This window comes from Vibrio sp. 10N.247.311.51 (assembly GCF_041467855.1).
Classification (GTDB): Bacteria; Pseudomonadota; Gammaproteobacteria; order Enterobacterales; family Vibrionaceae; genus Vibrio; species Vibrio coralliirubri.
In genome coordinates this window covers 111,172-122,009 of sequence record NZ_JBFSVK010000003.1, presented here as the reverse complement: position 1 = coordinate 122,009, position 10,838 = coordinate 111,172, and the positions used below count along the sequence as shown (strand labels likewise).

The window sequence follows — 10,838 nt, the reverse complement described above, 5'->3', positions numbered from 1 at the left end:
GCAGGAAAAAATAAAGCGCCCGCAACTCCTCATCAACAGTAACACCTTATTAAATCCTCGCAGAACCAAAGACTTTTGCATCACAGATAATTCGCAAGATACGTAGATCATTAGTCACCTTCCCTCTATGTCCGGTCGAGTACACACCTCCTCATTTTAACTGGCTAACCTCTTTGCGTGTCATCTCATCTTGCCTCATGAGAGCCACAAAAATCTGATTTAATTACGCTATTTTCCACCGTAACTGCACCATTCTCCATCCACCAATATTCTCTTTTGTTCTCCTTTAATGACACCGGTATTGAAACGTCTATCAAGCAGATGAAACACAATGAAAAACCATTAAATACAACAACTTAATTAAAACATAAAAACTTCAAAATTAGTTTTATCATCACCAAAATCGATAACATGACCCAGTCAATTACAACTCAGGTCAATACTATGTCTACCATTTGGGAATTAGATATGGGTTATCTAGAGTCACTTGGCAAGGAGCTACGCGGATACATTAAGGATGATGAAGTGACGGTATTACCCCAGCTTAGAACGCAATATCTTGCCGAGCTAAATGCAGTTATTGAAAAGATGGTTTCGTCTTCAGCGAAAACAGATCAAATGGAGGCATTGGTAAAGGTTTGCCAGCATATTGCGACAACGGTCAACACCTCTCGCTATCACCGACTTAACCAATGTATCGAGCGTATTCACTCACTCGTCAACAAGTTGCGCCACCAGCAGAACGCGGACTCTCAGCCTCTTAACGCTGATGCATTGTTCTTACTCGCGCAAAACCATGGCATTGCGATCTCAAGACACGACCTCAACGACGGTAAAGCAAGTTCGGTGTCTTTCGCTTACCAGCAAGGTTACCTATCCATTTCCGAAGCGTTTGATGCTTTGAGTGCACTGTTTAAACATCAACGCCATTCACGAGCGGCCAACATGCTGAACCGTCCTGCTTATCTATCTCAATGCGCTTAGCCAGATTATGTTCTAACAATAAGATTTAATTATGAAATTTTTATCATTACCCTTTTGTTTAGCTCCACTTTTTTTATCGTCTTTAGCTAATGCAAGCCAACCATACTCTGATACATTAACCGGTGATTGGGGAGGTGAACGCAGTCGCATTAAAGACAGCGGACTCTCGCTCGATGCTGAATACACCAACGTTTACCAATCGGCAGTTTCTGGCTCACCATCAAATTCAAATGAATTCACGCACCGTTTTGATTTATTAGCTGGGCTTGATACTGAAAATGCTGACCTATGGAAAAACGGCACCTTTCGCACCCAGTTGATCTATCTAAACGGTGATGCCAACGACTTTGGCTTCTCCAGTTTGTCAGTACCGAATTCAGCCCATTACGCAGACAGCACTAGCCCTTTCTTCTCATCCTTGTATTACACACACAAGTTTGATGACAACACCAACCTACTTTTTGGCAAGATCGACGCGTTTGAGCTACTACGAAATGCGCCATTCTACGGTGGTGCAACTCGTCATGGATTCATGAACATTGCTTTTTCTGCTCCACCAAGTGGTGTGACTCCCCCATCGTTTATTGGTGGCATCCTGAACCACACCATCGGCGATACACGAATCACGGCGATGATTTATGATCCAAGAGATCGATATGCTGACAACTTAGGATTCAATGATTGGTTTGATGATGGCGTGAACTTCTCATTAGGTGCAACTCACTCATTCAAACTGTTCGATAGAAGTTCTACGTTTGGTATGTCTGGTACATACAGCACTGAAGAAGGGGTGGATTACTCGTCTTTGGGTGAAACTGCAAAATATAAGTACAACATTCGAGCTCAAGCGACACACAATATCTACGAGAACAATGACGATACTATCGCAGTCTATCTAAGAGCAGCAGCGGCAGACGGTAATCCAAATATCATAGATGGAACGTTTGTTGGCGGCCTTGGAGGCAACGCTTTCTTCTTCGACAGATCTCAAGATCAATGGGGCGCGGGCTACTATTACTACAACTTGTCTAATGCGTTACAAAACAGCATTAGCGATTTGCCACTCGGAGCTGAATTAAAAGACGAGCAAGGTTTTGAGATCTACTACGCGTTCCAAGCGACGCCATGGTTAACCTTTACCGCGGATGCGCAATACGTCACACCCGCAGTCAGCACTCAAAGCAAAGTCGCGCTGTTTGGTCTAAGAACGAATATCGTTTTCTAGTACCACGCAAATACTAATACGCTCTAAATAAAAAGAGCCTGATCATCAGTGATCAGGCTCTTTTTTGGATTTTCACATTGAAGCGAAATTCATCGATTAAGGCGTTCCAACCTCAGATAAAGACACCAATTGTTTAGTGTAGTCATGCTGTGGATTACCAAACAAACTCTCAGTGTCACCCTTCTCTATTACCTCGCCAGCTTTCATGACGATGGTGTAATGGCACAAGGATTTCACGACATTCAGATCATGACTGATAAACAAATAGGTCAGGCCATACTTTTCTTGAAGTGACTTCAGCAAATCCAGTACTTGAGCTTGAACGGTTCTGTCGAGTGAAGATGTTGGTTCGTCTAGCAAGATAAACTCAGGCTTAAGGATCAGAGCACGAGCAATCGCAATACGCTGCCTTTGTCCGCCAGAAAACTCATTCGGGTAACGGTGACGCGTTTCAGGATCGAGGTCTACCTCTTTCATTACATCACAGATGCGTTGGTCGAGCTCGTGCTCATCCAATTGTTGGTGGACTAACAAGCCTTCACCAATCACTTGAGCGACCGACATTCTCGGGTTTAGCGCAGAAAACGGGTCTTGAAAGACCACTTGCATACGGCTTCTAAACGGAAGCATCTGTTTTCGATCTAAACCTTGAAGCTGTTCATTCGAATAGGTAATTGACCCTTCGCTATCCACCAGCTTAAGTATCGCCATACCGGTTGTTGATTTACCAGAACCACTTTCGCCAACTAAACCGATTGAGTGCCCTTTCTTCAAAGTGAACTCCATGTCGGTTACGGCTTTGACATGAGAAATGGTTCGCTTGAATAAACCGCCCGTGATCGGGAACCAAACACGAAGTTGATTTACATCGAGTAGCGGTTTGCTTTCGGGTGACACAGGAACGGGCAAGCCTTTCGGATCAGAGTTGATCAGCTTTTGTGTGTAAGGATGAGCTGGCGCATTAAAGAGTGTTTTGCAGTCATTGCTTTCAACCAAGCGACCATCTTTCATTACCGCTACTCTATCGGCAATCTTACGAACGATGCTTAAGTCATGAGTGATAAAAAGCATCGCCATACCGAGCTCTTGTTGCAGGTCTTTCAACAAATCCAAAATCTGCGCTTGCACCGATACATCCAATGCGGTTGTCGGCTCATCAGCGATCAGTAACTCTGGTTCATTGATGAGTGCCATTGCGATCATCACGCGTTGGCGTTCTCCACCAGATAGCTCGTGCGGATAGGCTGAAATTTTTTGCTCTGGGTAGCGGATACCTACTTTAGAAAGCCATTCTATCGCCAAGGCTTGCGCTTTGTTGGTTCGCATACCACGGTGAATCGCGAGGGTTTCAACAAGCTGTTTACCTACGCGATGAAGCGGGTTCAACGATACCATAGGTTCTTGGAAGATCATGCCAATACGACCACCACGAATCCCGCGCAGTTGTCTTTCAGAACAACTCAGAATGTCGGTACCAGAGAAGTTAATCTTGCCGTTTAAGTAGTGCGACGAGCCTTTAGGCAGCAATTTCAATACTGAATTGGCGGTAACCGATTTACCTGAGCCACTCTCCCCCACCAGCGCCAGTGTCTCACCTTTGTATATCTCCAACGAGACATCATGAGTCACTTGTTCTATCGAATCTTTTCGCCCGAAACCGACCGACAATTTGTCTATGGTCAAAACTGGAGAAGCAGGCGTTGTATTTGAAGTCATAACCTATCCTTACTTCTGTTGATGTGGGTCGAAAGCATCACGCACCGCCTCACCAACGAAGACCAGTAACGTAAGCATCAGTGAAAGCACGACGAAGGCAGAAATGCCAAGCCAAGGCGCTTGCAAGTTAGCTTTACCTTGCGCCAACAGCTCACCTAACGAAGGCGAACCCGCAGGAAGACCAAAGCCTAAGAAATCCAATGAGGTTAACGTAGTGACCGAGCCTGAAAGGATAAACGGCATCATGGTTAACGAAGCCACCATCGCGTTGGGTAGCATGTGACGAAGCATAATGCGTTTGTCGTCAACACCCATCGCTTGCGCGGCACGTACATAATCAAAGTTTCGACAGCGTAAGAACTCGGCTCGAACGATACCAACTAAACTCATCCAACTGAACAGCACCATTATTCCGAGCAGCCACCAGAAGTTTGGCTCGATAAAACTCGACAAAATAATCAGCAAGAATAGGGTCGGCATGCCAGACCAAACTTCAATGAAGCGCTGCCCAAACAGATCCACCCAACCACCGTAGTAACCTTGTGTCGCCCCAACAACCACACCAATCACGCTCGATACAATCGTCAGAATGAAACCAAACAGAACGGAGATACGGAACCCATAAATAATGCGAGCTAATACATCTCGCCCTTTATCATCGGTTCCTAGCCAGTTCACTGAATCAGGCTCCGACGGCACCGCGCCTGAAATATCGAAGTTTATCGTGTCGTAGCTAAACGGAATGATGGGCCACACGATGTAACCGCTGTCTTCAATGAGTTCGATAACATAAGGGTCTTTGTAATCCGCTTCGGTTTCAAACTCGCCGCCAAATTCGGTCTCTGCATACTCATTAATGACAGGCACAAACCACTGATTATCATAAGAAACTAAAAGTGGCTTATCGTTGGCAATGATCTCAGCGAACAGGCTCAGTCCAAACAGAATGGTAAATATCCAAAGGGAGATAAAACCACGCTTGTTTGCTTTAAAACGTAACCAACGAGCTTCAGCTAAAGGGTTGTTAAACATTTATTATCAATACCTTTTTATTCATTCGCCATTAACGCGCTTCAAAATCAATTCGAGGATCAACCCAGGTATACGTCAGGTCGGAGATAATGCTCAGCACCAAGCCAAGCAAGGTCATGATATAGAGAGAGCTGAACACCACTGGGTAATCTCGCTGAATGGTCGACTCAAAGCCAAGCAGACCGATGCCTTCGAGTGAAAACATCACTTCAATCAACATAGAACCTGTGAAGAAAATACTAATAAATGCACTCGGGAAACCGGCAATAATGATCAACATCGCGTTACGGAAAACATGCTTGTAGAGAATGCTGCTCTCGTCCAAACCTTTTGCTCGCGCGGTCACCACATATTGCTTATTGATTTCATCAAGGAAGGAGTTTTTGGTCAGCATGCTGAGTGTTGCGAAACCACCGATGACCATCGCAAAAATAGGCAAAGCCAAATGCCAGAAGTAATCACCGATTTGCTGATACCAGTTAAGCTGATCGAAGTTACTCGACACGAGTCCACGCAATGGGAACCAACTGAAGTAGTTACCGCTGGCAAATAAGATAATCAGAATGATAGCAAACAAGAAGCCAGGGACCGCATAACCGACAATCACCACCGCACTCGACCAAATATCAAACCGAGATCCATGATGAATGGCTTTCATGATGCCTAAAGGTATCGAGATCACGTAGATGATTAAGGTACTCCATAACCCTAAGGAAATGGAAACAGGCAGTCTCTCGATGATCAAATCAATAACGTTACCGCCCTTAAACAGGCTTTCACCAAAGTTAAAGGTCGCGTAATTTTTCAACATGTCGAAGTAGCGAACGTGAATCGGCTTATCAAAACCAAACTGCTTTTTGATCTCTTCAACCACTTCAGGATCAAGCCCGCGTGAGCCTTTATAACCACTCGCAGACGCTTGATCACTTTCGCTTAAATCAACTTCTTGCCCACCACCAGAAAAGCGCTCCATGATGCCAGAGTTGTGCCCTTCTAATTGAGCAACCGCTTGTTCTACCGGACCTCCCGGCGCAATCTGGATGATGAAAAAGTTGATGGTGATGATCGCCCACAGCGTGGGGATCACCAACAATAAACGTCGAAATATATACGCGGCCATGCTAACTAACTCCTAGCGACGTTTTTCAGGAAGCAATGCCGCCTTCTCTTCTGAAATCCACCATGTATCGATACCTAAATCGTATTTAGGCAATACATCTGGACGCTCAAACTTGTCCCACATTGCTACACGATATTCACCAACGTGCCATTGCGGGATGTTGTAGAAATTCCACTGCAATACTCGGTCAAGTGAACGACCTAATGTAAGAAGCTTTTCAGGATGCTGTTGGTTACGCGCAATTTCTTCTGTTAACGCGTCAACCACTGGATCGATAACACCTGCAGTATTGTAAGTAGAATCAATGTAGTTAGAGTTCCAAACGATCATTAAGTTCGGGCTAGGATAAGGGTTTGCGGAAAATGACGACGAAACCATGTCGAAATCACGATCACGTAAGCGCTTGATGTACTGAGTCGTATCAATGGTACGTATCTTCATCTCAATACCCATGCGCTTAAGGTTCTTTTGAACCGGCGTTGCGATACGTTCCGTCGTTGGGCTATAAATCAGCAACTCAAATGACATCGGCTTGCCCGTCTTTTCGTTGGTCATTACTTTGTCTTTCAGCACCCAACCCGCTTCTTTCAATAATTTGAAAGCCGTGCGCATTTGGCTACGAATACGGCCGCTGCCATCGGTGACGGGTGGTTGGAATTCTTCGGTGAAAACTCGCGGTGGAATTTGATCTTTGTATTGAGACAACAACTCGACTTCAGCTTCGCTTGGTAAGCCTTTCGCTTCATAGTCAGTATTTTGGAAGTAGCTGCGAGTACGTTTGTACTGACCATAGAACATGTTCTTGTTCATCCACTCAAAGTCCATCGCGTAGGTTAACGCTTCACGAACTTTAGGATCAGAGAACACTGGAGATTGAATGTTGAAGACAAAACCTTGAGTCGTTTCAGGCTTCTCATGGTTTATCTCTTCTTTAATGATGTAGCCTTTATCGAAGTTCGCGCCTGTGTAGGAGTTGGCCCAGAACTTCGCCGAGTTCTCGGTTCGAAGATCGAACTCCCCTGCTTTAAAGGCTTCCAGCATTACCGTGTCGTCACGGTAGTAATCGTATTGCACCTGCTTGAAGTTATTACGGCCAACGTTAACTGGTAAGTCTGCTGCCCAATAGTTTTCATCTAGGCCGTAGGTAACACTTTGGCCTGATTTGTAGCTGATGATCTTATAAGGACCACTACCGACCGGTGGCTCACTTAGAGGCTCAGACAGCTTTCTGTCTTTCCAAAAATGTTTCGGCAATACACGAGTGCTTTGCGCAAAACTGAACAGTTTTTCGCGGTTTGGACTGTTCATTTCAATACGAACAACCAAATCAGAGACCGCTTTTACTGACTTAATCTCTTTGTAATACACACGATACTGAGGCACGCCCTCGGTTGAGAACTTGTCAAAAGTAAAGGCAACATCATGCGCAGTGATAGGCTCGCCATCTTGGAATTTAGCATTTGGGTTGATGTCGATTTCCATCCAAGTGAAATCACTGGCATAGCGAACCTTTGAAGCAATCAATGGATAATATGCATCAATCTCGTCGCTCGGAGAGAACATCAAGGTATCGTAAATCTCTCCAGTATAACTTGCAGCAACGCCGCGAGAACCGAATCGATTAAAGCTATCGTACGTACCTATGCTCCCATAGGTCACTTTGCCCTGCTTTGGCGCATCAGGGTTAACGTAATCGAAGTGAGTAAAATCGGCTGGATATTTTGCTTCACCAAAACCAACCAGTTGTGTGGTTTCAATAATGGTGACAGCAGGAGTTGATTGGGTTTCAGAAGCGTAAGTAACGGAGGGTTGTAAAGCAATAAGCGGCAACATGATTGCACATGACTTCAATTTAAACCTGAAAAACTGAGTGCGTTGCGAGGCTTTGCGTCGAAAAACTGTTCCCATTTGACTCTCCCTTCAAATGTCATGAATTCTATATTCAAGTTGATTTATCGGCTTTGAATGCATGCCGTTAAATCAAGTATAGGTTCAAATCTAACATCATGTAATAACTAATAAAACCATCAGCACTCTATCTCTGACGGTTTATTTACAATTAACTCGTCACCGCTCGAAGTTATTGGATGCAGTGAGCTTTGATTGCTCTAGCCTGAATGGCACAAGCCTCCACGGCTTAGATTCCTTTGGTTGGCTTCTAAAGTGAAATTTAGGCTCTAAATAATCAACAAACTATACTTTTAGTGGAGTATCCTTGCAGCCTAGGTCTAAATGGAATGACACTTTGAACAAACCAAACCAAATAACATTCGCAACGTTCAACCTTCTGAACTATCTCGAGCCACCGAATGCTTATTATGATTTTGAGAACATCTACAGCTTCAAAGAATGGCAGAAGAAGCAACATTGGATGGCTGAAGCGATTCGCTCATTAGATTGTGATGTGATTGGCTTCCAAGAGATATTTAGCCCGCAATCTTTAGAGCAATTGATGCGCGAGCTAGGTTATCCATACTTTGCAGTGGTCGATAGCGCACACGTTGAAGATGATTACCTATACACCTCACCTGTCGTTGGGATCGCTTCCCGTTACCCGATTGAAAACGTACAGCCTGTTACGCCAGATTCGAAGTTACTGACAGCATTCAACCTTGACGACAAATTCTCATTCAACAGAACGCCTGTTCACGCGACGATTACGTTACCCCATTTAGGTTCAACCGACTGTTATGTGGTGCACTTCAAATCACAACGTCCGACAGAACCAAAGGTAGAATCTGGTGATGCGAACAACGCTCTGCAAAGCGAAAAACCACAAAGCGACACACTCACCCGCTTCCATCAAGAACAGCTTGGCTCTTGGTTATCGAGTGTCCAACGCGGTCTAGAAGTTCAGATGCTTCACCAATACATCACCCATCAACGCTACCAGACCGACCAACCTGTCGTGTTAATGGGTGACTTTAATAAGCCTCTATTCAACGACGAGTTTAAAGGGCTGTTGAGTTACTCAATCAACCGAGACGAAAACAGCAAGCATTGGCTATCCCACTTTCGATTGAAAGACAGCTGGGATCTTTATCATCAACTGCATGAAGAAGACTTGCTTGAACAGCGTAAGCCAACCCATTACTACGGCGCTTCTGGGTCTGTCTTAGACTACATTTTGATGTCGAACGAGTTCGATTGTCAGAACTCTTCAAGTTTGATGGAGATCTCTAGCTACACAGTGTTAGACCATCACCTCATAAATCCAAGCTTTGAACACGACCAATTCAGCACGGACCATGCCATCGTTGCCGTCACCGCTCATATTCGTGAAGCCTAGAGTTAAACATAAAAAAGCCGCAGTCAAAAACTGCGGCCTTCCACTTTAGCTAAACGGGTTGAGCCAACCGACGCCCCATTTAGAAACCGATTTACCGTTTAGCAAAGTGTGAAACTTAGAAGTTATACATTGCGCCTAGGTAGAATGAATCGATCACGAGATCTTTATCATTTTCAAAAGCTGAATCGCTCTCAATCACAAATGCATCCGCTTCATAACCTAACCTAAAGCTGACGTTTTTAGCCTGTTTAGGTGTGTACTCCACTCCGAAACCATAGCGAATACCCTCACCACTATCGTCATCAAGCACCGGCAGCGACTGGTCTAAATCAATCGTCGACAAACCGATGATGCCAAAAGGGCGAATTCCATTGTCAAACGTGTAACCTAGATTAGCACTGATCGAAAATGCAGTTGGAGACCAAGTGTAAGTAGATCGGTTTAATGCATTTTTTGCAACAACGTCGCCATAATTCGTATATTGCGCCTCTAGCGCGACGATGCGATTAAATTGGTATCCAGCAATTATCTTATATGTCTCGTCTTCTGCATCAACAGTAATTGGAATTAAAGAGTCCTTATAAAGCCCGCCATCATCAATACCAGATGTACCGATTGCGCCGCCTAGGTAGAAACCACTGTCTGCTGCCATTACATTGTTTGCTGCAAATGCTGACATCATCGCGATGCTTAGAATAAATTTGTTGTTCATTACTGCTTGACCTTACTTAGTGCAAATCAAGATTGTTACGCCTTCCTGTGCTGCACAATCTTGTTAGAGTTATCCGACATCCCGTCGAATTGGCAAGCAGGTTAATCTCACAGAAAACAAAAAAATAAATAAAAATATAATCACTTTGTAACTTCAGCCAACATAACCAGTAAAAATCCAATAACCCACTGAATAAAATAGAAATATAATCCTGTCATTTATTTAAATAATCTTCCCTCTATTTTTCAAACCATCCCATTTTTAGATTTTATTCTCATGAGCTTACGCAGGCTTACTTTCAAGCGTGGTGTGATTTTGCATAATCCGCCCACTTCGACCATTAGCACACTTAAATAGTTACCCGCTCCAACAGCAGGCCAGTTTTGCTCAATCTCCACAATTCAGAATAAGACGAACAGAAAACACGATGAACCACACAATAGACTTCAACGGCTTAATCATTGATATCGACGCTCGAACGATTACCAATCAGCAAGGAAATAAAATCACTTTGCGCCCTCACCTATTAGCAGTGCTCTGCTTGTTATTGGAAAATGTGGGAAGACCGATTTCAAGAGAGCATATTGTTGATGTGTGTTGGGGCGGACAACTCTCGTCACCGCATGTTCTTGCTAACGTCGTCTATAACCTACGCAATGTCTTCGCGCGATTAAGAGCACCCAACGTCCAGATCATTACCATCAGTAAGTTTGGATATGCGCTATCGATTGAACCTACATAAAGGATTTATGCAATCAAT

Annotated in this window: 9 protein-coding genes; 4 read left to right on the top strand and 5 right to left on the bottom strand. The window is 44.2% G+C overall.

Annotated elements, in window-relative coordinates:
- Positions 1-444: 444 nt before the first annotated feature.
- Together AB6E85_RS04525 and AB6E85_RS04520 are read left to right on the top strand one after the other, a co-directional pair.
- On the top strand, positions 445-984 hold the full coding sequence (locus AB6E85_RS04525; RefSeq protein ID WP_372141630.1) for a hypothetical protein: 540 nt from the start codon (positions 445-447) through the stop codon (positions 982-984).
- A gap of 31 nt (positions 985-1,015) precedes the next feature.
- On the top strand, positions 1,016-2,209 hold the full coding sequence (locus AB6E85_RS04520) for a carbohydrate porin (RefSeq protein ID WP_372141628.1): 1,194 nt from the start codon (positions 1,016-1,018) through the stop codon (positions 2,207-2,209).
- 96 nt (positions 2,210-2,305) lie between these two features.
- Here AB6E85_RS04520 and yejF read toward each other — a convergent pair whose 3' ends face one another.
- Genes yejF through AB6E85_RS04500 form a run of 4 tightly spaced genes read right to left on the bottom strand, consistent with a single transcriptional unit; the run spans position 2,306 to position 7,985 of the window.
- On the bottom strand, positions 2,306-3,925 hold the full coding sequence (gene yejF, locus AB6E85_RS04515; RefSeq protein WP_372141627.1) for a microcin C ABC transporter ATP-binding protein YejF: 1,620 nt from the start codon (positions 3,923-3,925) through the stop codon (positions 2,306-2,308).
- 9 nt (positions 3,926-3,934) lie between these two features.
- Entirely contained in the window at positions 3,935-4,957 is a 1,023-nt protein-coding gene (locus tag AB6E85_RS04510) for an ABC transporter permease (RefSeq protein WP_048608646.1), read from the bottom strand.
- Between the two features lie 31 nt (positions 4,958-4,988).
- The gene (locus AB6E85_RS04505; protein WP_004730359.1) at positions 4,989-6,077 is read right to left on the bottom strand and encodes a microcin C ABC transporter permease YejB; all 1,089 of its coding nucleotides are present in this window, start codon (positions 6,075-6,077) and stop codon (positions 4,989-4,991) included.
- Positions 6,078-6,089: 12 nt separating this feature from the next.
- Positions 6,090-7,985 carry an extracellular solute-binding protein gene (locus AB6E85_RS04500; RefSeq protein WP_372141626.1) on the bottom strand — a complete coding sequence of 632 codons (1,896 nt, stop codon included), beginning with the start codon at positions 7,983-7,985 and terminating at the stop codon, positions 6,090-6,092.
- A gap of 337 nt (positions 7,986-8,322) precedes the next feature.
- Here AB6E85_RS04500 and AB6E85_RS04495 point away from each other — a divergent pair, with 337 nt between their 5' ends.
- Entirely contained in the window at positions 8,323-9,366 is a 1,044-nt protein-coding gene (locus AB6E85_RS04495) for an endonuclease/exonuclease/phosphatase family protein (RefSeq protein ID WP_372141624.1), read from the top strand.
- A gap of 115 nt (positions 9,367-9,481) precedes the next feature.
- On the opposite strand, the gene AB6E85_RS04490 is transcribed toward AB6E85_RS04495, so the two are convergent.
- The gene (locus tag AB6E85_RS04490; protein WP_372141622.1) at positions 9,482-10,078 is read right to left on the bottom strand and encodes a porin family protein; all 597 of its coding nucleotides are present in this window, start codon (positions 10,076-10,078) and stop codon (positions 9,482-9,484) included.
- A 427-nt stretch (positions 10,079-10,505) separates the two neighbouring features.
- Here AB6E85_RS04490 and AB6E85_RS04485 point away from each other — a divergent pair, with 427 nt between their 5' ends.
- On the top strand, positions 10,506-10,820 hold the full coding sequence (locus AB6E85_RS04485) for a winged helix-turn-helix domain-containing protein (RefSeq protein WP_137000965.1): 315 nt from the start codon (positions 10,506-10,508) through the stop codon (positions 10,818-10,820).
- Positions 10,821-10,838 lie beyond the last annotated feature (18 nt).

Bases quoted from the DNA above. Each gene is read 5' to 3' on its own strand.
- AB6E85_RS04525 (WP_372141630.1), top strand. From the start codon at position 445: ATGTCTACCATTTGGGAATTAGATATGGGTTATCTAGAGTCACTTGGC.
- AB6E85_RS04520 (WP_372141628.1), top strand. From the start codon at position 1,016: ATGAAATTTTTATCATTACCCTTTTGTTTAGCTCCACTTTTTTTATCG.
- yejF (WP_372141627.1), bottom strand. From the start codon at position 3,925: ATGACTTCAAATACAACGCCTGCTTCTCCAGTTTTGACCATAGACAAA.
- AB6E85_RS04510 (WP_048608646.1), bottom strand. From the start codon at position 4,957: ATGTTTAACAACCCTTTAGCTGAAGCTCGTTGGTTACGTTTTAAAGCA.
- AB6E85_RS04505 (WP_004730359.1), bottom strand. From the start codon at position 6,077: ATGGCCGCGTATATATTTCGACGTTTATTGTTGGTGATCCCCACGCTG.
- AB6E85_RS04500 (WP_372141626.1), bottom strand. From the start codon at position 7,985: ATGGGAACAGTTTTTCGACGCAAAGCCTCGCAACGCACTCAGTTTTTC.
- AB6E85_RS04490 (WP_372141622.1), bottom strand. From the start codon at position 10,078: ATGAACAACAAATTTATTCTAAGCATCGCGATGATGTCAGCATTTGCA.
- AB6E85_RS04485 (WP_137000965.1), top strand. From the start codon at position 10,506: ATGAACCACACAATAGACTTCAACGGCTTAATCATTGATATCGACGCT.